The 19198-nt window shown below is 35.9% G+C and carries 19 protein-coding genes; all 19 read left to right on the top strand.

Features of this window, described 5'->3' with window-relative positions:
* The first annotated feature begins 150 nt into the window (after nt 1–150).
* The 19 genes from IYQ23_RS03960 to IYQ23_RS03870 all read left to right on the top strand — a co-directional run bounded on the left by IYQ23_RS03960 (nt 151) and on the right by IYQ23_RS03870 (nt 19161).
* Nucleotides 151–4119, top strand: a complete 3969-nt coding sequence (locus tag IYQ23_RS03960) for an SspB-related isopeptide-forming adhesin (protein ID WP_195674149.1) — start codon at nt 151–153, stop codon at nt 4117–4119.
* Between the two features lie 65 nt (nt 4120–4184).
* On the top strand, nt 4185–4490 hold the full coding sequence (locus IYQ23_RS03955; protein ID WP_195674148.1) for a cytoplasmic protein: 306 nt from the start codon (nt 4185–4187) through the stop codon (nt 4488–4490).
* Nucleotides 4490–4948, top strand: coding sequence for a conjugal transfer protein (locus IYQ23_RS03950; RefSeq protein ID WP_195674147.1), 459 nt, complete (start codon nt 4490–4492; stop codon nt 4946–4948). Before IYQ23_RS03955 ends, IYQ23_RS03950 begins: the two co-directional genes overlap by 1 nt.
* Before the next feature lie 21 nt (nt 4949–4969).
* Nucleotides 4970–6700: an FtsK/SpoIIIE domain-containing protein gene (locus IYQ23_RS03945; RefSeq protein WP_195674146.1), complete on the top strand. Its 1731-nt coding sequence runs from the start codon at nt 4970–4972 to the stop codon at nt 6698–6700.
* 283 nt (nt 6701–6983) lie between these two features.
* Complete coding sequence (locus IYQ23_RS03940; RefSeq protein WP_195674145.1) at nt 6984–8225, top strand: replication initiation factor domain-containing protein; 1242 nt, start codon at nt 6984–6986, stop codon at nt 8223–8225.
* Nucleotides 8204–8593 carry a hypothetical protein gene (locus tag IYQ23_RS03935; RefSeq protein ID WP_195674144.1) on the top strand — a complete coding sequence of 130 codons (390 nt, stop codon included), beginning with the start codon at nt 8204–8206 and terminating at the stop codon, nt 8591–8593. The genes IYQ23_RS03940 and IYQ23_RS03935 overlap by 22 nt, the downstream gene beginning before the upstream one ends.
* A gap of 99 nt (nt 8594–8692) precedes the next feature.
* Nucleotides 8693–8983: a hypothetical protein gene (locus tag IYQ23_RS03930; protein ID WP_003074182.1), complete on the top strand. Its 291-nt coding sequence runs from the start codon at nt 8693–8695 to the stop codon at nt 8981–8983.
* A gap of 60 nt (nt 8984–9043) precedes the next feature.
* On the top strand, nt 9044–9412 hold the full coding sequence (locus IYQ23_RS03925; RefSeq protein WP_195674143.1) for a hypothetical protein: 369 nt from the start codon (nt 9044–9046) through the stop codon (nt 9410–9412).
* A gap of 15 nt (nt 9413–9427) precedes the next feature.
* On the top strand, nt 9428–9709 hold the full coding sequence (locus IYQ23_RS03920; protein ID WP_195674142.1) for a hypothetical protein: 282 nt from the start codon (nt 9428–9430) through the stop codon (nt 9707–9709).
* A gap of 41 nt (nt 9710–9750) precedes the next feature.
* Nucleotides 9751–10230 carry a hypothetical protein gene (locus tag IYQ23_RS03915; protein ID WP_195674141.1) on the top strand — a complete coding sequence of 160 codons (480 nt, stop codon included), beginning with the start codon at nt 9751–9753 and terminating at the stop codon, nt 10228–10230.
* Between the two features lie 57 nt (nt 10231–10287).
* Nucleotides 10288–11238, top strand: coding sequence for a conjugal transfer protein (locus IYQ23_RS03910; protein ID WP_195674140.1), 951 nt, complete (start codon nt 10288–10290; stop codon nt 11236–11238).
* A gap of 16 nt (nt 11239–11254) precedes the next feature.
* Nucleotides 11255–11482 (top strand): TcpD family membrane protein, encoded by a 228-nt coding sequence (locus tag IYQ23_RS03905; protein WP_195674139.1) that lies wholly within the window; start codon nt 11255–11257, stop codon nt 11480–11482.
* Nucleotides 11483–11492: 10 nt separating this feature from the next.
* Nucleotides 11493–11927, top strand: coding sequence for a TcpE family conjugal transfer membrane protein (locus tag IYQ23_RS03900; RefSeq protein WP_195674138.1), 435 nt, complete (start codon nt 11493–11495; stop codon nt 11925–11927).
* Nucleotides 11905–14412 (top strand): ATP-binding protein, encoded by a 2508-nt coding sequence (locus IYQ23_RS03895; protein WP_195674137.1) that lies wholly within the window; start codon nt 11905–11907, stop codon nt 14410–14412. Before IYQ23_RS03900 ends, IYQ23_RS03895 begins: the two co-directional genes overlap by 23 nt.
* Nucleotides 14412–16796 (top strand): DMT family transporter, encoded by a 2385-nt coding sequence (locus IYQ23_RS03890; RefSeq protein ID WP_195674136.1) that lies wholly within the window; start codon nt 14412–14414, stop codon nt 16794–16796. The genes IYQ23_RS03895 and IYQ23_RS03890 overlap by 1 nt, the downstream gene beginning before the upstream one ends.
* Nucleotides 16793–17863 carry a phage tail tip lysozyme gene (locus IYQ23_RS03885; RefSeq protein ID WP_195674135.1) on the top strand — a complete coding sequence of 357 codons (1071 nt, stop codon included), beginning with the start codon at nt 16793–16795 and terminating at the stop codon, nt 17861–17863. The genes IYQ23_RS03890 and IYQ23_RS03885 overlap by 4 nt, the downstream gene beginning before the upstream one ends.
* A 33-nt stretch (nt 17864–17896) precedes the next feature.
* Nucleotides 17897–18646, top strand: coding sequence for an LPXTG cell wall anchor domain-containing protein (locus IYQ23_RS03880; RefSeq protein ID WP_195674134.1), 750 nt, complete (start codon nt 17897–17899; stop codon nt 18644–18646).
* Between the two features lie 34 nt (nt 18647–18680).
* Nucleotides 18681–18950 carry a DUF3850 domain-containing protein gene (locus IYQ23_RS03875; protein ID WP_195674133.1) on the top strand — a complete coding sequence of 90 codons (270 nt, stop codon included), beginning with the start codon at nt 18681–18683 and terminating at the stop codon, nt 18948–18950.
* Entirely contained in the window at nt 18928–19161 is a 234-nt protein-coding gene (locus IYQ23_RS03870) for a hypothetical protein (protein ID WP_195674132.1), read from the top strand. Before IYQ23_RS03875 ends, IYQ23_RS03870 begins: the two co-directional genes overlap by 23 nt.
* Nucleotides 19162–19198: the final 37 nt, after the last annotated feature.

Here is a 19198-nt window from a genome sequence, read left to right as displayed (position 1 = left end):
AAAGTCATCCTATGTGATGGCTTTTTAAAATAGTTAAAGAAGGATAAAAAATGGTTGTATTATTTTTGAAGAAGGCTCGTGCGCCTTCTTCTGTTTTTTTAGAAGCATAAGAGTAAAAAAATAAAAAATAGATTTAGGAGAAATCAAAAAATGAAATCAAATGAAACAAAAACGTATGGTTCTATCCGCAAAATTAAAGCCTATGGAGCTTGTGGAGTTATTTTAGGGCTTGCAGCACTAGCTGTAGCGACAACTAATGGTGTACAAGCAGATGAAGTCGCTAAAACAGAGCCTACAACGGTTGCACCTGCAAATACAGCTACTAATTTGCCAGATAGTCAACCAGCTAAAACAGCTGAACAACAAAATCAGTTGAATCAAGCTGGTCAAGCACAAGGTACTGTACCAGCGCAAGTTGACAATAGTCAAGTGAATCAAGCAGCACAAGCAGCTCAAAATGAAGGTGTAAAGGTTGTTCAAGATGCTCCTGTTGATAAAGGGACTACAAATAGCCTAGCTGAAACTCAAAAGGCTCAAGCGGAAATTGCGCAAGACCAAGCAAAACAAAAAGCTGAAGTTGAAAAAACAACTGCAGATTATGCAAAAGCAAAAGAAGACCATGCAAAAGCGGTTGAAGAAACTAAACAAGCAAATGCTAAAATCAATGCTGATAATGCAGCATTGAAAGAAGCGCATGATAAAGCTGAAAAAGCAGGTCAAGATGTCAATCAAGCTACCGCAACTGCGAAAGAAAAGGTAAAAGCTGAGTTTAAAGATGCTCAAGTATCTGAAAGTTCTAAAACCCTTAAAGTAGAAGCGACCAAGGATTCTTATGACGCTTATACAAAAGAAGTTACCAAGGTAAAAGAAGACAACCAAAAGGCAACTGATACTTATGTTGTAGAAAAACGCAAAGAAAACAAGGATATTGCGGATACAAAGGCTTATAATGAAGGTGTTCGGAAACGTAATGTAGAAGGAAAAGCAAAAGTAGATGCAGAAAATGCCGAAATTGCTAAACGAAACAAGGCTCAATTAGATCATAAGAAATCAGTTGAAGCAGAAAATGCAGAAATTACTAAACGTAACGAAGCAGGTAAGGCTAAAGTCGATGCAGAAAATAAAGTAATTGACGCCTATAATAAGACAGTCACTGAGCACAATAAAGCGGAAGATGCTCGTGTTGCAAAAGAAAAAGCAGAAGCTGAGAAAAACAGAGTAAAAGATGGGTATTTGAGTGAAGTTGTTTCCCAAGGTCTTGTTTTTAAGAATGAAGCTGACGCTCATATTGATGTAAAAGGTGCTGATAGTTACATTAGTGCTAAAGGTTTGCATGAAGCATTTAAAGATATTACGAAATCTATGGGTCTAGGAGAAGATCAATTACAACAATATGTAACATACTTCTCTTTACCAAGTGCACAAGATTTAAAAATTAGTAAAGATCCTAGTCGTCTAACTTCAAAATTTGAGTTGTATAAAGCTAAAGCAGGCTTTGCCTTCGGTGGAGAAGGTAATCAGTTTGGTGCAGTTAACTCTAAAGTTGGTAAAACAGTTACTGTTACTTATACAAATCTAAAAAATTCATCATATAAAGGTAAAGCTATCTCTAAGATGGAATTAGATATTACTGTTAAATCTACTTCTGAGAATATCCAAGATGATGTGGTCTTTGGTTTTTCTAAAAATCCGTCTAAGGGTATTGAGGTAGCAGCTCGCTATAAAGATACTAATAAAGATTATAAGTTAGATCTTGGTTTAAGAACTCGGTTCTATGATGCAGATGGAAATCTTATTAACTTTGAAGATAATAAAGATAATCCTAATGAAGCAAAAGGTCTTTTGTCTCTATCAAGTTTGAATGCTTATAAGAATCACGTAGAGACAGCCCGTCCATCAGATACTGCTCGTTTCATTCAGATTTCTGGTTCGTCTATTGTTAAGCATGATAATGGGTTGGTTTACTCAAACGAACGAGATAATTCAAATGGTAATCACTTTGGATTAAACCAACATAACATTATTGATAGCACTACCAGTCCTTATTATTGGTATCTTGCAGGTGCTTTAGCCTTGAAGGGTACTAACCCAGAATATGGTATTACAGTTACATCTTGGGATAAATTAGGTGATCGTAAAGGTGAAGGTCGCTTTACACCATCTATTTGGTTCACAGTTACAAGTGAGCTTGCGGCGACTGGTGTTCCAACACCTCCACGTTATCAAAAGACAAAAGAACCTAAGAACTTCATACCAGAAAAATTGAAAGAAGTTCCAACTCCTAAATTGGAAACTCCAAAGAACTTTACTCCAGAAAAGGAAAAAACAGTTCCAACTCCAAAAGCTAAATTGAATTTGGTAACAGTGAATGGTGTTCCAGCTCCAACTTATAAACCAAATGAAAAGATGCCAACTCCTCCGGTAGTACCAACAGTACATGTGCATGATTACAAGTTATCTACTCGTCCTCAAGTGCAAAAAGCAGTTGAAAATGCAGATAAGGTGAACATCAATGGTCAATATGTTGCGAAGAACTCATTAAATAGATTTGTTTTGCAAACGGAAACTTTGCCATCTTCTCGTAAGACAACAACACAGCTAGTCTTTAATGATCATTTACCTCAAGGATTTAAGTTGGATGTAGAGAAAACCAAAGAAGCCAACAAGGGGTATGATGTTTCTTATGATGAAAAGGCAAACTTGCTGACATTTAGGGCAACTATAGCTACTCTTACTTCGGTTAATAAAGATTTAGCTAAAGAGTACAAATTAGCTGACTTGTCTGTTTGGGGTCGTCCTCAAAATGACGCAGCTGACTACGAAAACGTTTTTGAAATGGTCGTGAACGGTGGTGGTTCAAATGGCTATGTTCGTAAGTCGAACAAGGTCTTGGTTCACACTCCTGGTAAACAAGATCCAAACAAACCAAATGACCCTAAGAACCCTAATCGTGACCCATTGAAACCAGAAAAGCATAACTATAATGAACAAGGAAAACTTGTTGACGGGAAAGAAATGTTACCTGAAGGAATCAACTACTACGTTTCTAAGTGGACGAATCGTCCAAATAAGGGTGATAAATCTGGTAAAGAAGCGATTGCGAAAGGATTTGCTTACATTGAAGATTATCAAGATGATGCCGTCACACCGCTTGAAAGTCGTTTCCAAGTAAAAGATGCTGAAGGCAAAGCTGTGAATGGATTGAAGATGTATCATGTATTAGACCGTAAAACACTTTCTAAGGCTTTGAATGACATGATTGACAAATCAGGTATTTCCCCTAAAGGCGCATTTTACATGTGGGTAGTAGAAAAACCAGAAGAGTTTTACAAAGCCTACGTACAGACGGGAATGGATTTGTATTTCCATACACCAATGCAAAATAAGAAAGGTTTTACTGGAAAATATACCAACCAAACTTTCCAAGTACAGTTCGGCAATGGTTATTATTCAAATGTGGTGGTAAATCATGTACCAGAGCTAAAAGTCCAAAAACAGGTTTATAATAAACTTGGTGATGGTCAAAATCTTGATGGTAAATTGATTAAGCTGGGTGATAAATTCTATTACTATTTAGATGGAGCTAAATTGCCATCTGACCGTGGAGAAGCACTCAAAGAATACCGATTCTTTGATGATTTTGACCAAAAAGGTGATGAATTTACTGGCGAATATAAAGCTATTGCAGGGGTTGATATTAAGCTCAAAGATGGTTCAGTGATTAAAGCTGGTACAGACTTGTCACAATACGCTTCATTGAAATACGATAAAGCAAAAGGTATTGTTGAAATTTCAATGAAGCAAGATTTCTTGGATAAAGTAGACAATGCTTCTGAGTTTGACGTGAATGCGGCTATTCAGATGAAACGGATTTCAGCTGGAACATTTGAAAATACCTACAAAAATGTGGTAAATGGTCATGAGCTTGTTTCTAACACAGTTAAGACAACGACACCTGAACCAGAGAAACCACAACCTAAGAAACCAACTCCAGCTCCAAAAACACCAGCTCCAGCTTTACCACAAACAGGTACAGCTTCATCGGTTGGACTTTCAGTTTTGGGAATGATTCTTGCAGGCTTTGGTCTGTTTGGTTTGAAAAAACAAAAAGAACATTAAGAATGAAAGTAGGCATGATAAATAAGTTGTCATGCCTTTTATTTATAGAAAAGAGGAAAAATAGTATGGATATTGCAACTTTAAAATTAGATCCAAAATTTATTGGACAAGCATATTATGAATGTTTAGGGACTGCCCCTCGTCAAGTTGAAGGACAGGCAGGACAGTATCAACGTCATGTTTTAAGTAATGAAAAACATGGGGTATTTCATGTGATTACACCAGCTTCTAATGAAGTATTTGAGGAAGATTCTTTGGTAGAAGTGGTTGAGCCACGTTTCTTTGAAGATCGTAGTTTGAATGGTCGTAATGTTGCGCCAGCGTTGAATGTATTGGCGAAAGGTTTGAAAAAAGTGGGAGGAGTTAACTAATGGCAAAAGTAGGATTGAATTTTGGTGAAAAATTGCAGATTGCTGATAAACAGTATCGTGTTTTAAATGATGGTTTGATTGATTTAAAACAAATTTTTGGGAAAATGGTGTTTTTGAGTGTTGAAGGGCAAGATGTTATTTATGAAGAAGATACAACTCAACCACGTCGTCAAGATGGCTCTTATCCTACAGTTTCTACTGGGGAAGTTCGTGGAATTGTGGTTGGTGTGAAATCTTATGTACAACATCAACCAATTTTTGTAACAGTTACAGATCAATCTTTATCAGATATTGAAGCTTTAAAATTAAAAAATCGTGAAGAGGTAGATTTTGATAATATTGTGGTAACGTATTCTTCTGTTGGGAATAATCAGTTTAAGTTGTTTGCTTCTGCAATTAAACGTGTAGGAACTAATCAAGCTCCTAAACAACAGAAACAAGAGGAGCATAAAGGATAATGTGAAATAAGGAGGAATTAGATGGTACGTTTGTTACCGCAATATCGTGGAGTAAGGATAAAACCTTATATGCGGCATATGAATTATATTTTATTTGGTTTCTTTTTTTCTCCTTTTTTTATGGCTGTATTATTTTATATGTATATACATATAAAAGATTATCAAGTTCTTGATTATGTTCAAATTGGTTTAACAGTAGGTTTCTTTTTATTATCTGTTTTTTTCTCAATTTATTTAACTTGGTTTTTGCAGGAAGTCACACCATTTTTTAAGAAAATGGAACGATTGGGCAAATTGTCTTTTTATTTATTTGAACATGGTTATGTTTATGAAAAGACGAAGCAGGGGAGTAAGCAGAAGTCTATTAAATTTCCGCCTGTTTATATGCAACAAGGTAAATATGACTTATCTATCTCATTTAAAATGGCTGGAAATAAGTTTCAGGAAAAATTTAAAAAAATGGGTGGAGAACTAGAAGATACATTTTTTATGGATTTCATGGAAACGTTAGATGAACCAAAGTTTAAAACCTATAAACTGGCTTATTCCGCTTATTTGAATCGGATTTCAATACCAGAAGTTATTTGGGATAAGGAAAAAGGGGTTCGTTTAATGAAAAATCTTTATTGGGATTTTATTAGTGATCCTCATTTGCTTGTTGCAGGTGGTATTGGTGGAGGTAAGACGGTTTTACTACGTTCATTGATTGATTGTTTGGCAAAGATTGGTGTAGTAGATATGTGTGATCCAAAACGTGCAGACTTTGTGACTATGACAGATATGCCAGCTTTTCAAGGTCGTGTTGTTTTTGAAATTCAGGATATTGTTCAGCGTTTTCAAGATGCTGTTGTTATAATGATGGCTAGATACGATTTTATGCGTAGTGAAATGAAACGTTTGAGGCATAAGGATTTGAAGAAATATTATGAGTATGGGTTAGAGCCATACTTTTTTGTTTGTGATGAGTACAATGCTTTAATGTCTATGCTGGATTTTAAACAAAGGAATTTAGTAGATGATGCAATTGGTCAATTTCTATTGTTAGGACGTCAAGCTGGGTGTTTTGGGATTATAGCTATGCAAAAGCCATCTCGTGATGATTTAGGTTCGAAATTACAAGCAAATATTAACTTTCGGATTTCTGTAGGTCGATTGGATGAGTATGGTTATGATTCTTTATTTGGTGCTGAAAATCGTAATAAGGAATTTAAGTATGTGAAATACGTTTCTGGTCGTCGTGTCTATGGGCGAGGATATGCAGCTGTTTTTGGAGAAGTAGCACGAGAATTTTATTCACCATTGTTGACAAAAGGTTTTTCATTTTATGATGAATTTGTGAAAATTAAACGTCATGAAAATCAATTTGATCCAGTGGAGAATACACAATTACAAGCAGATTTGCTGATGAGTGATGATTTGTTAGAGTTTGCGAAGAAGGCGACGGAAGGTCAATCTATTGTTCAAGAGAAATTAGAACCATTTGATGTAGAAGAAATGGAGGAAATGCCATTGGAAGATGAAGTATTGTTTAGTGTAATGGATGTGGCTAAGGAATCAAAAAAATCCTTTAGTCAAGTTACAAAATTGGTAGCTCTCCTGGAAGAGGAAAACTATCATCAGTTTACACGTGAGGAAGGAAATATTATTTTTTCAGATGATGAATTGCAGTTGGTAAGTCGTCTTTTTGAAAAGAAAGAGAATTTTACAGGCACGTGGAAACAACTATTATCTCAGTATTTTACGGGAGAATAGTAGAAGAAGGGCTATTGAGCTCCTTCTGATGAGAGATAGGATAGGTGTAGGGATAGGTCTGACCGTAGGGCAGCCGTTTATCCCGATACACCGGTTATCCTATCTCTCATCAGAGGGATTTTCAATTTTCAACCCCCGATTTCTAATAGGGGGGTAATATTTGAAAAAATACAAATTACAACCCGCCTTGTCCTAAGTGTATCAAGGGTTTGCGAGTTTTTGATACTGTAAACTTTTGGGCAAAAAACTGTAAACTTTATGAAGAAAAAAGGAGAAAATTTGCATGAATCCAATGTATTTAAAGGATTTTAGGAAGAAACGAAAACTAACTCAAAAGAAGTTTGCATTATCTGCAGGGATTAGCTTGCAGAGTTTAAAATTCTATGAAACTGGTCGTCGTGAATTGACACTAGATAAGTTTCGTGAAATAAAGTCTAAGTTTGGTTGTTTAGAACATGATCCGTCTCGATTACGTGTGATGGTGGACTATGTGAGAATTACGTTAATGAGCATACGAGACTTAGAATTTTTTTGTAAGAAATTTTTGCATGTTGCTTTTAAAGATTTTCAGTCGTATGAATCTAAGCTGATGAATTATAACCACTTGTGGAAACGGGGTGATATTTGGATTTTTGATTATTTTGATAAATTTGAAACGGGTAATTATCAAATCACAATGCAGCTGTCTGGGAAAGGTTGTCGTCAAATGGAACTCATTTTTGAAAATGAGGGAATTACTTGGCTTGATTTTTTTCAAGAATTAAAGATAGCTTACGGAGAAGATATGCGTGTTACTCGCTTAGATTTAGCAATTGATGAATTATATCAAGGATATGAAAAGGAAACAGAACAATTCTTGTTATCAGATATGATTACAAAGTATTATCATAAAGAATTGGATTTTAATAGTATGCGGACATGGAATTACATTGGTGGTGGTTCTTTAAACTTTGAAGATGAACAGGAAATTGAGGAAAATCGTCAAGGTATTTCTCTTTATTTTGGCAGTCGTCAATCTGAAATGTATTTTAACTTTTATGAAAAACGATATGAGTTAGCGAAACAAGAAAATCTAAGTGTAGAAGAGTCCTTGGAAGTATTTGGAATTTGGAATCGGTATGAAATTCGTTTATCTCATGGAAAGGCTCAAGGAGTAGTGGAAGAATACTTGTTAGGTGTAGACCTAGCAGAAATTGCACGAGCTTTAATCAATAGTAAAATCAATGTTTATGACGGTTTGAATGATTATGGCGCTTATCTTATGGATAAAAAATGGCAATTGTTATTTGGCGGAGTTGAACCGTTGAAATTATCAACTCAGCCTGAATCGTATAACATTGAACGTACGATTCGCTGGTTAATGCACCAGGTATCTGATTCACTTGCTTTGGTAGAAGAATATGACAAATTAGTTTGTGAAGAAAATTTGCGAATGATTATCAATTCAGGAGAGCTAAATGATCGAGGTGAGAAAATTTTAAATTCAGTAAGGAGCAGTCTTTCATGTATGCAGAAAAGCAGTTGAAGTTATTTTTGGAAAGCAGAAAGGACTTAGAACCAATTGTAAAAAGTTGTGTTTTGATGATTCCAGATAGAGTATTTTATCATCCTGAAATAGAACAAGGGACAATGAATACTTATCAGATGGATATTCAAGAATTGGTTCGTCAAGCTCGTTCTTCTTGTGATAAAGATACTTTTGCAGGTTTATTTGTTTTACAACAAGATTATGAACGGGATTTAAGACAGTTAGTTACTTTGAAAAGAAGGTTATTGATTTTTGGGATTTTAATGCAGTCTGAGAAAAAACAAAGGGAAGTTGTATTAAAACTTTGTGCGGAACATCGTTTGTATAAGCGCTTGTTAGCACGAAGGGAATCCTTTAGAAAGTAGAGATAAAAAAGATGAGAATGATTCGTTCACCTACAAAAAAGAAAGTTAGTTGATATAAAAGTAAAGCTATAAATAATATAATAAAAAGGAGAAACAAAAATGGCTGAAACAACAAAAACATTTATTAAACAAGTAAAAGGCACTTCTTCTGAATTGGGCGAACTTTTACAGGCAAATAAATTTGAGGAAGCATTTGACGCTTCCCAACGTTTAAATAATCTTTTGAAAAGTGAACAGTTTGAGGAATTGACTGGAAAACAGATTAAAGAATCAGGACTTGAAGATATTCAAAGCGAACTTAAAAAATACTGGTGGGCTAATAAAGAAATGCGACGTTTCCAAGGGATTCTTCGTGGGCGTGGGAAAGCATTGTCTGAGTTGGCGAATTAGTTAAAAAAACTTGAGAGGTAAAAGCCTCTCTTTTTTTATTTAAGAATAGGAGATGACGAGATGTCTGTAAAAGTGACTTATAACTGTTATATCAATTTATGCGAAGATTATATGTATGGTAAAAACTTTTTGGATTTACCAGAAGAAATTCAAGATGCTGTAGATGAATATTTTAATGGTGCAGAAATTGAAGCGTTTGGAGATGGAAATCCAGATGATATGTGGGTGAATCATTATGAAGGTTTAGATGCAGAAGATGTTTTGACTTATCAGACAAGGATGTTGACTGACGAAAACTATCAAGAACTTCTTGAAAGTGGTGAGTTAGAGGGCTATATTGAACAGCACTTAGAAGAAATTAATGAGCGATTAAGTGATAGATGTTCTCTTTTGGGTTATGTTGATAATCAATGGCATGTGTTTGTATGAGAGAGAGAAAATGAAATGACTGCAGAAGAGATATTTGAACGATTGGTTTCGTTGGCACATGGCAAGAGAATGTCTTATCATCGTGCTAAAGTTCGCACTAATGCTAGGAAAATAAGATATGATTTGACGTTTTTTAAAAATGGCAAATATGTCTTAATGGTATTTTTTGTACTTGATGAAGGTGGTCAAGAGATAGTTAGAGATTTTGGCTATATGCCTTCTGTCTTTGTGGAAATTTTTGGTGAAGAGCAGCTTGAGGAAGTGAAAAGTATTGTTAAAAGATGGAATGGAAAATAAAAATGTAAGAAATCTTATTTTCTTATTTATGAGGTAGAAGGATGATTGCAAATATTCGAGTGCATGCAGACGGTCAATCCAGTTCATTGTGTCAGTTAGATATTATGAAATATCCTAAAGAGGTTATTGAGGCTAGAATGGTAGAAAGAGGATTCAGTGGTGAATCATTTTTTATTTGTGGCTTTGAAGATTGGCAGGTAGATACAATGATGAGCCTTGATGAAGCGTATTTGTTAAGACGGGTGATTGAAGGATTGTACGCTGGAGATGATTTTATTATTGTTCATTGTTTGAAAAATCATTGGTCGGTTAGTGACATCATTAGTCATCATTATTGTTTTGTGACAAAGGACGAAGTGCAGCTAATGACAAAAATTTTGAATCAATGTGAAATGTCCTCGGTTGTTGAGTTTTTTTACAAGGCTAATAATTGGGTGACAGCTGTTCAGGCTTATATAGAGAAAGGAGTGGTACTCAATACAACACGAGGGTTTTATGTAGATGTAGACAATTTCCTTTAGAGCGGAAATTTTCAAAAATTTCCGCTCTAAAGGAAATAATTTGAAAGGAGAAAACAATTGAGAGGGTTGAAATTCTTTTCTTCTAGGAAAGAAAAGAAAAAAATAAAGTTTCCAAAACGGAAACAAGAAAATGTGCAGATAAGACCAAGAAAGATTAGTCAAAGAGCGGCTAATTTTTTATTGCTTGGTTTTATAGTTGGTGTGGTTGGCTTGGCTGGTTTAGTAATTGTTTCTAATGCAGTTAGAACGTTGCGAGGTGAAAAGAAAATAGTCCAGGTAACAAATCAAGATTCACGGAACTTGTCAAATAAAGTTGGTTTATTCATGACAGATTTCTTAAACTCTTATTTTTCAGATAATAGTCCTGAAAATCAAGAGAAATTAAAGAAGTTTTATGGTGCAGGAATCGATGTGAAAAGTACAAAAACAACGAATCTTGAAAGTAAATTGACAGGTGCAGTTTTGATTGAAATTACAAATCATCTTGCGACTTATCGTGTGGGTTATTCCGTAAATGTCAATGATGAATGGAAAAATAATGTTGGAGTGATCAATATTCCTTATGGAGTAAAAAATAACAAATATTATGTTTCTGACTTGCCTTATTTTACAGATGAAGATTCTTATATTGCGAAAAATCCGAAAAATAAGGTGCAGTTGAATCTTCAAGCGGATGATTCAAAATACTCTAAGGCTAAAGAATATGTAGAAGCATTTTTCAAGGCTTATGCAAGTGGTGACGAGACGCAAATGTCTCCTTTTTCTAAGGAAGTTCGTCCAGTAAAAGGTTATGTCTTTAAGTCCGTAGATTATTTTTATTTTATTCAGGATAAGCAAAAAGAAGATGTGCTAGTGAATGTGGTACAGGTTACTTTTACAGACGGATTAGGGCTAACTCACCAAGAGAATTTCGTAGTAACTTTACAAGTAGATAAAAAAGAAGAAACGTATCGTGTTCAAAAACTAGAGCATGGTATCTCAAAAAAATATGCAGCAGAATTGAAATAGTGGAGGAAAAGAATAAATGAAAGATTTAGTAACAACGTTTTTAAAGGAACAAGGAGTATGGGTTGCGTTAGGAATTGGTGTTGGTGCTGGGATTTATGAATTTATGAAAACCAAGAGCTTTGGAAAAGCTTTGACGGTTTTGTCGGCTGGTTTTGTGATTGCATTTTTCTGTTTATATCCAGAACAAGTTTTAGCGAAATTTGGGGAATTCATGAATTGGGCATTGAGTCATCTTAAATTTTAAGGGGTAAGTAATGGCAGAAAAACAGCGAGTAGATAAAAAAGTCTATAATTATCGGTCGGCTTTGGAACAACCGATTTGGATTCAGAAGCTGTCTGAAAAAATATCTCTGTCAAATGCGATTAAACTATCAACGATTGGTTGGAGCTTAACTTTGTATGTTTTGTATTTGTGGATTATGTCTCGTGTAGAAAAGGCGATCCCGATTCCGTTGATTTTTTGGGCAACCCTGGGATTTCTTCCAATCTGGAGTTTGGGAATCATTTTATCAGATTTGAAAATTGAACAACAGCCAGTGGTAAAGTTTTTAAAAGATTATGTTCGTTTTTATTGGAGATATGGACGAAAGCGAAAACGTTTCTATTTGAATGATGGTTTATTGTATTTTAAACCATCTTATATTTTAAAGAAAGAGAGGAAAAAGAATGGCATTAAACAACGAAGTTGAAGATATTGTTGAAAATCTGATCTTAAAGAAAGATGGAAGTGTCTTTGCTTTGTATGAAGTTGAACCACAAGTTCTCAATCCAGTGGATGAAGTTAAAAAAGAAGCTTCTAAGAATTTAGTGGTAGATTGGTTGCAAGAAATAAGAGGGTATGGTGATTTTGATGTTGTCATGTTACCTTTTCCAAAAGATTTGTTGGGGAAATTTAGACAGTTATCTTATAAATTTTCTAAAGATACGGAAGAAATGGCGTATTCTGTGTTGGAAAAGTCCTATGATTATTTGATGTCTACGAAAGAATTGTGTGATTATCATTATTTTATTTCGATTCCGTTAAAATCTTTTTCTATTTCGGTAGATGTAAAAGAAGTGATTCAATCTTCTATTCAAGCCGCTTCTGATTTATTGATTGAAAACTTGGGCTTTCAAAAGAATGTGTTGGATGGCTGGGAAGAAAGGTATGTTCGTCAACGTGAAGAATTAGAAAAAAAGCTAGATTTGTTAGAGTTTAGACGGCTAGAAACCCAAGAAACGATTTTTGTCAATCGGTATGCTTATCTTCATTCTTTAAACGTAGATAAAGAGTATGAAGTGAAGTTGGTTGAAAATTATATGGGAAATCTAGGGGATAAGTCAGTTGACTTTAAGAAGATGAATGTTTTGGAGTTGTTTAATGAGGAAGGTAGTCAGTATGTGGTATTTTTGCCAGTGGCTTATAAAGCAGAGAATGCTTCTTATTTGCATACAATTGAACGAGCCAGAGCATTAGGATTTCCAGTTGAGGTGTGGACGAAAGCAAAGTTTGCGAAAACAAAGGGATTGCCATTTAATAATATTCGTACAAAAGGACGTTTTGCTCGTGAAAGATTAAAGGGAGCACAAACAGAAGCCCAACAGGCGGATTCGGTTGGGAAGAAGTCGGTCGGTCAATCAAAATACTTGGTTGAAAAAATGGAAGAGAAGATTGATGAAGGGATTCCAATGATTAGTTATTTGCAGACGATGGTTGTATCGGATGCAGATTATACGGTTTTAAAACAAAAAATCAATATTCTCATGGATTCCATGAAAGATAGTAAGATTAGTCTTTCCAGGGCAACACCTTATCAGTTATATTTGTTTTCAAAAAATCGTTTTGGTGAAATTCTTATGCCAGGAGATAAGAATTTTATTCAGCCAGTTGAAGCGGGAGCTTTTGCGGAAGACTTGTTTTTTACAAGTCAAATGGTTGGTGAAGAAATTGGTTTTTATTTTGGCATGATTGATAATCAAAGAAAATCTTGGCATTCTCGTTTTGAAAAAGCGATTGCAGCAAGTGATAAACCAGTCTTTGTTAATATTTTAGAAGCGAATGAGCAGGCAGACGGTAGAGAGACAAACAATCCTCATATTTCTATATCGGGAGATACAGGAAGAGGGAAGACTTTTGCGGCTAGTATGCTTCATTTTTACTCTAGTTTACTCAATGACCAAACCTTGTATATTGATCCGAAAATGGAAAAGCGTTATTGGTATGAAAAGATGTTAAGAGAATTAGAGGAGACAGATCGTTTTCCAGAAATTCAAGATTATATCCGAAGTCTTCATTTTATCACATTAGATTATACTAAGGAAGAAAATGCTGGAGTATTGGATCCGCTTGTCTTTTTAGATCGTACACAGGCAAAAGGCTTGATTATTTCGATGATTGATGAGTTTATGCCTCTTGACAAAGAGAAAAAATTCAAGACAGAGTTATCAAAAATGATTCGAGAGTTTGCGGAAAGACGGGCAAAAGGAGAAAAAGTTGGGACACTTTCTGTTTTTAAGGCTTTAGCTAAACATGAAAATGAAGAGGTTCGAGAGACAGCGGAACTGTTGATAGAAGAAACGAAGGATTCGGTTTTAAGCTTGATTTTTTCTGACGGTATCAATCCAGCAGTTGACTTCACAGCTCGAAATACAATCTTGGAAATTGCGAACTTAGATTTACCAAATGATGAAAAGGTGCAATTATCTTATGAAAATAAGAAGTCTTTGGCGGTAATGTATGCTTTAGGTCATTATTGTATCAAGTTTGGTGAACGGGATTATGCTAGTAAGACGGTAGAGTTTATGGATGAAGCCTGGTTGTTTAAAATTACGGCTTATGGTCGTGGTTTGTTAAATCGAATCAAACGGGTTGGACGCTCTCAAAATAATTTCTTGGTCTTTATTTCGCAAGAACCAGATGATTCAAACCGAGAAGATGGAGAAACCTCTGCCTTTGGGACGTATTTCTGTTTTCATAATGAAGCGGAGAATGCGGCAGAAAAGGTACTCCGTCGCTTGAAAGTGCAAGTTACAGAAGATAGTAAAGAGTGGTTTAACAATATGACTAAGGCTCAATGTCTCTATAAAGATACTTATGGTCGCGTAGAGCGAGTGACGGTTGATGGTTTGTTTTTCCCAGAAATTGCGAAACTGTTTGAAACAGTACGGAAACCTGAAGAGCAGGAGGTAGCTTAATGAATAAAACAATGAAACAGATATTATTTGTTAGTCTGTTTCTATTATTTCTTCCAATCAGTGTTTTGGCAGATACTCCAGGAATAAATGGTTATAATACTGTTCCAAATCCAAATGAGAAAATCATTCCCAAAAATTCAAATCAGGGTTATGTACCTGCCAATGTCCAGGAAAGTCAAAGTCAGGAAGCAGCTAGAAAGAAGCAAGCTCAAGAGAAAAAAGAAAAAAACGAGCGAGCGATTCAAAAGGATTCTTCCTATGAGAGTGTTAAGCAAGTAGCTGAACGCGTAGACCAAACACTAGAGAAAAAATCTCCAACTGTAAAAGAATTGGAACAGGCTGCAAGAGATATTGAAAGTATTAAAAATTACATTGCAAAGAATACGGATAAAAATGATTCAAGCCAGATACAAGGTTTGCAGACAACCATTCGTAACTATGAAGAAAAATTTGTTTCTTTAGAAGAAACTGCTAAAAAGCGGGAAGAAGCACAGACTTATTTGGAACAGGCTAAAAATACGGTAGATCCAACAAAATTGTCTAAATTGACGAGTTATATTTATTTAGAAGATGGCTTTTTTGGAATAACAGATATTTTCCCCAAAGTAGTTAATGCCATTGTGCAGGGCTTGTTTTTTGTGACAAAAACATTGTATTGCTTGGTGATTATTATTTTGGAACAAGTCTTTAGTGCAAATGTCTATCAAGTATTGGATCAGATTGTTTCTTTCTCGGCTCAAATGTTTCAAAACTTTATGGATGATTATCAGTATTTGGTTTATGCGTTAGCGATGATAGGTGGCTTGGTAGAGTTCTTTAAAACGAAACGTTTCCCTTTTCGAATGTTTCGCTTCTTATTGGTTTGGTTTTTAGCGCTATTTTTGTATCGCCCGTCTATCTTTTCAACGAATGTCGGGAATCAACAATTTGAAGCCAAATATAATCTGTCTCGAGTGATTCAGATTGTGGATGGCGTTTCTTCGGATATGACAAAGATTGCGATTTCTGGCTTTGATCAGCTGGATAAAGAACATCAATCTATTGGCACAAATGCCAATAACTTGGCAACTGTTAAAGAAGCGATTTTTCAAGAAATGGTCTATAAACCATTTCTCGCTTTAAACTTCAATACAACAGATGTCCCAGAAGAGAAAGTGAGGGCTTTGTTTGAAACAGAGGGGAAAACTAAAGATGTAAAGACATTTTCAGATGAAAATGAAAAAATATCCAATTTATCTTGGTCAAGTATTGGTAGCAAGTTCCTAACTGCTTTTGCGTCGTTAGTCAAAGCTATGGTAGTTGGTCTGGCTTTAATTATGATTGGTTTGATTTCACTAGTCTTTAAGTACATGGTACTTCTGATGATTGTAGCCTTGGTTTTCTTACTCTTTATTGCCATGATTCCGAGTTTTGAGCAGGTCTTGGGGAATGCAGGAAAGAAGATTCTCCAGTTTGCTTTTTTAGGTGGTTTGGGTCTCTTTGGGATTCGGGCTTTTCTCTTTGTCAATAGTTTGATTGAAGGGGTCGCAGGCGGTATGAGTAAGGTTTATTTCTGGGTAGCAATTCTGCAGGGCTTGATTTGGTTTGTCCTTTGGCGTTGTCGCTCCATGTTAATGGGTTTGTTTGTTCGAGGTACGTTGTCTGCTCAAGAAGTGGCACAACGTGTTCAACAAAATCTTGGACACTTGTACCAACCAGATTTAATTCCGACGGTGAATCCTTTCTCTAAAAATCGAACTCTAGATCGTTCAACAGTTGATTCGTCACAACCTTTGACAGATAGTCTAGGGAATGAAGTTTTAGAGCCATCTATTCCATCATCTTCTGGGGTGCGAACGTTGTTTCGAGCAACTAAAAACACCATGAAGCAAGGAGCTAATCGGGCATTAGAAGGTTATGATACGCTTCGGTATGGTGCAGGTGAAACATTGGATAAACAGGTGGCTTTGGATAAGAGAGCAGAATTTAAACAGCGTTTATTAGATACGGCAGATCATTTACGTCATGTCGCAACTATTCCAAAAGGAGAACGTCTTCGGTCTAAGTTACATGATTTAGCTGGAGATACGAATGCCCCTGCTCAAGTAGCTTTCAAAGAACGAGAAAATCGTTACTTGGAACGTCAAGAAAGACAAGAAGAACGAAAAAGAGAACAAGTCGCTTTTAGGGAATATCAACAACAGTCTGATGAGAAGCCAACGCTTTCTTCTATGATTGAAAACGAGTTGGTGAAGCCGCAAATGAAGCGAGAATTTCATAAGGAACAATTGAAACGGAAACAGGAAATGCCGTCCATTCAGTCTAAAGAACCTTTAGAAAGTTCTCCTATTGTAGAAGAAAAATCGGCTATCTCAAGAGAATTGTTTGAAAAGAGGAAAAAATGAAATTAGTAAAACGTAGCTTGGTTGGTCTGTTTTTACTTCTTACTCTTTTTTTAAGCTTTATGATTTTAATTGTTGGAGGTGGAGCTGCTGATTCACAAACATTTGAATCTACAACAGGAGGCATTACCATCTCTGCTAAAGACTTTGCGCAACAATTTACAGAAAAAACAGGTCGGCAGTTGAGTGAAGAAAATGCACAAAATGCGTTGGATTTCGCAAATCGACTTATTTCTCGTCATCATTTTACGCTTCAGGCGACCAGTGGTTCGTTGGCGGTGGCTTATCGGGAATGTGGTTTTGATGTAAGGGCGGTGAATCCTAGTGGTGGTGTAGCTGGATTTTACCAGTGGTCTGGCTGGGGTAGTACAATCAATGGCAATCGTTGGGGTCAAGCGAAAGAAAAGAAACTCGACAAACAAATTCAAATGGATTTGATGAGTACCGAGTTAGAGGGAGCTTATGCTAGAGTGGTTATAAAAATGGGCTCTAGTGGAGATCCGAAACAGGCAGCTAGGGATTGGTCACAATATTATGAAGGAGTGGCAATTTCTGATTCTCAAACGAAAGTAAGTGCGATTGAAGAATGGGCAGAGGTCATCTATGATATTTTGAAAACAGCACAAGGTACGTTTTCTAAGGATAATAATACGGGTACAAGTACCACAGCGATTCCTGCAGGTTGGGGTAATATCAGCCAATATGATGGTCACGCATACGACGGAAGTGGTTCTTATCCAGCAGGTCAATGTACCTGGTATGTTTATAATCGTGCAAAACAGTTAGGCATTCAGTTTGATTCCTTTATGGGAAATGGTGGTGATTGGTTTAGAAAAGCAGGTTTTTCTTCTAGCCATACGCCTAAGAAACATACGGCTGTTTCTTTTGTTCAAGGGTTAGCTGGTTCTGATCCGACTTATGGACACGTAGCTTTTTGTGAAGAGGTAAGAAGTGATGGATCAATTTTAATTTCAGAAATGAATGTATTTGGAGTACCAGCAATGACAGTTTCCTATCGGGTATTAGATAGGGGAACAGCTAGTCAGTTATGGTATGTAGATGGTCATTAAAATGACAATAGAAAGAAAATGAGGTAAAAAGAAATGACGAAAAAACAAGTAGTTGCAAGTTTATTAGTAGCAGTTAGCGTTTTAGGTACAAGTCCTTTGGCTGCTCTAGCAGAAGAAGGAAAGGTCACAAGTCCAGTAGATGTAGTAGTTCCTTCTCCTTCGGATAATGAAAAAGTTCCAGTTCCGACGGAAAAAGAGGAGAAACCTAAAGACGACAAAACGCAAACGGGTGAGGTGACTCCTGAGACACCAGTTAATCCGACTATTCCAGATAACTCAGGGGGAAATCAGGAACAGGTCAAGCCAAGCGAACCTTCCACAGAACCAGTTGAGCCATCAACTGAACCTTCAAAGAATGAAGAAAAGCCTGCAGAAACTCCTAAGACGGATGAGGCTACAAAACCGATTACTCCTACACCAGAGGAAAAGAAAGCAGAAGAAAATACAGGTGTCAAAGCGACTGATACTCCAAAACAAACCAATGTTACGGAAGAACAAATTGAGCAGCAACCAATTGTGACCAATACTGGTCATACAGTTGTTGGGACAAAAGAAGGTCAAGTGTATGTTCAAAATCCAGATGGAGCAGTTGAACTGAAGAATGCGTCTGAAATTGGAGCGGTTAAGCAACAAGATGGTACAGTTGCCTTGAAAGATGAGAAAGGTGAATTAAAAGTCTTGCCTAAAACGGGAACGGTTGCCAGCCTTGCTTTGAGCCTAATAGGTGTCTTGATGTTAGCTGGAGTAGCACTTTTGAAGAAATTTAATAAAGCAAGTCGTTAGTGGCTTGCTTTGTTTATTTTGAAGGGAGTAGGTTGTGATACATAGAATTAAGTTATCGTATTTGTATTTTAATGATGTTCAGAATGGGAAAAAGAACTTTGAGCTTCGTAAAGATGATAGAAATTATCAAGTAGGAGATAAATTGTTGTTGAGTGAAGTAAAGGATAATGTTTTGACAGGACGTGAAGTTGAGGTAGATGTTGTTTATAAGCTGGCAGATTATACTGGTTTAGAAGTTGGTTATTGTATTTTAGGAATAGATAGAAAGCGAGGAAATAATAATGGAAGTACAAGAATTGTATAATAATTATCCAGATAAGTTTGTTTCAAAAAAGCAATTAAAAGAGGGGTGGTTTTCAGCTATCTCTATAAAAACGATTGAACGACGCTTAGAGGAATCTAGAGCTATTAGAAAGTTTAGGAATATTTCAATTGGAACAGGTGGAAAAGTTATGATTAATGTAAGAGGTTTTTACTTGTTTTTGTTGTATAAGGAAAAGAATAAATTTAAATGATATAATTGTAGGTATTGACTAAAAATATACCTGCTAG

The sequence above is a fragment of the Streptococcus sp. HF-100 genome (genome assembly GCF_015594635.1).
Classification (GTDB): domain Bacteria; phylum Bacillota; class Bacilli; order Lactobacillales; family Streptococcaceae; genus Streptococcus; species Streptococcus vaginalis.
This window is presented reverse-complemented; position numbering and strand designations above follow the sequence as displayed.

Bases quoted from the DNA above. Each gene is read 5' to 3' on its own strand.
- IYQ23_RS03960 (WP_195674149.1), top strand. From the start codon at position 151: ATGAAATCAAATGAAACAAAAACGTATGGTTCTATCCGCAAAATTAAA.
- IYQ23_RS03955 (WP_195674148.1), top strand. From the start codon at position 4,185: ATGGATATTGCAACTTTAAAATTAGATCCAAAATTTATTGGACAAGCA.
- IYQ23_RS03950 (WP_195674147.1), top strand. From the start codon at position 4,490: ATGGCAAAAGTAGGATTGAATTTTGGTGAAAAATTGCAGATTGCTGAT.
- IYQ23_RS03945 (WP_195674146.1), top strand. From the start codon at position 4,970: ATGGTACGTTTGTTACCGCAATATCGTGGAGTAAGGATAAAACCTTAT.
- IYQ23_RS03940 (WP_195674145.1), top strand. From the start codon at position 6,984: ATGAATCCAATGTATTTAAAGGATTTTAGGAAGAAACGAAAACTAACT.
- IYQ23_RS03935 (WP_195674144.1), top strand. From the start codon at position 8,204: ATGTATGCAGAAAAGCAGTTGAAGTTATTTTTGGAAAGCAGAAAGGAC.
- IYQ23_RS03930 (WP_003074182.1), top strand. From the start codon at position 8,693: ATGGCTGAAACAACAAAAACATTTATTAAACAAGTAAAAGGCACTTCT.
- IYQ23_RS03925 (WP_195674143.1), top strand. From the start codon at position 9,044: ATGTCTGTAAAAGTGACTTATAACTGTTATATCAATTTATGCGAAGAT.
- IYQ23_RS03920 (WP_195674142.1), top strand. From the start codon at position 9,428: ATGACTGCAGAAGAGATATTTGAACGATTGGTTTCGTTGGCACATGGC.
- IYQ23_RS03915 (WP_195674141.1), top strand. From the start codon at position 9,751: ATGATTGCAAATATTCGAGTGCATGCAGACGGTCAATCCAGTTCATTG.
- IYQ23_RS03905 (WP_195674139.1), top strand. From the start codon at position 11,255: ATGAAAGATTTAGTAACAACGTTTTTAAAGGAACAAGGAGTATGGGTT.
- IYQ23_RS03900 (WP_195674138.1), top strand. From the start codon at position 11,493: ATGGCAGAAAAACAGCGAGTAGATAAAAAAGTCTATAATTATCGGTCG.
- IYQ23_RS03895 (WP_195674137.1), top strand. From the start codon at position 11,905: ATGGCATTAAACAACGAAGTTGAAGATATTGTTGAAAATCTGATCTTA.
- IYQ23_RS03890 (WP_195674136.1), top strand. From the start codon at position 14,412: ATGAATAAAACAATGAAACAGATATTATTTGTTAGTCTGTTTCTATTA.
- IYQ23_RS03885 (WP_195674135.1), top strand. From the start codon at position 16,793: ATGAAATTAGTAAAACGTAGCTTGGTTGGTCTGTTTTTACTTCTTACT.
- IYQ23_RS03880 (WP_195674134.1), top strand. From the start codon at position 17,897: ATGACGAAAAAACAAGTAGTTGCAAGTTTATTAGTAGCAGTTAGCGTT.
- IYQ23_RS03870 (WP_195674132.1), top strand. From the start codon at position 18,928: ATGGAAGTACAAGAATTGTATAATAATTATCCAGATAAGTTTGTTTCA.